We start from the raw sequence: 520 nt of genomic DNA, 5'->3' as shown, positions 1-520 counted from the left end.
AACTGGTAAGAGAATTAAAAGAACTTATTATCTAGATGATGGCAAAACAATTAAAAACATTGATGAATATGATAAAAATACTGGTAAGAAAGTTAAAGAAACTCAATATGATGAGTATGAAAAAATTTTGTATATAGAAGAATATGAAAAAGAAACTGGTAAGAGAATTAAAGAAACTCATTATCTAGATGATGGTAAAACAATTGAAAAAATTATTGAATGTGATAAAAATACTGGTAATGTAATTAAAGTAATTAAAGAAACTCATTTATAATTCTGATGGTAAAGAGATTAATTAAAATGATTAATTAAAATGATTAATAAAAGCATTAATTAAAAAAACTTTTTACAACCCAGACGGAACTGAAAAAAAAGTAAAGCATTTTAATTAATCATGAATAAAAAGAGAAATTAAGTAAAAGCCCCCGCATTTAAAGACGAGCAGAGCGAACTAGGCGTCCAGCCGAAGTATACTTAGATTAACTATTACACCCCTCCTATAAAGTCCCCTTTGGGGATT

Annotated in this window: 1 protein-coding gene; it reads left to right on the top strand. The window is 26.5% G+C overall.

The features are described 5' to 3' along the window. Positions 1-274, top strand: a 274-nt coding sequence (locus OL66_RS02655) for a DUF2963 domain-containing protein (RefSeq protein ID WP_034172352.1), incomplete at its 5' end; no start/stop codon positions are given. Between the last annotated feature and the right edge of the window lie 246 nt (positions 275-520).

The organism is Chrysanthemum yellows phytoplasma (assembly GCF_000803325.1).
Lineage (GTDB): Bacteria > Bacillota_I > Bacilli_A > Acholeplasmatales > Acholeplasmataceae > Phytoplasma > Phytoplasma asteris.
Note: the sequence above shows the minus strand (reverse complement) of the source record. Positions and strands in the feature narration are given on the sequence as shown.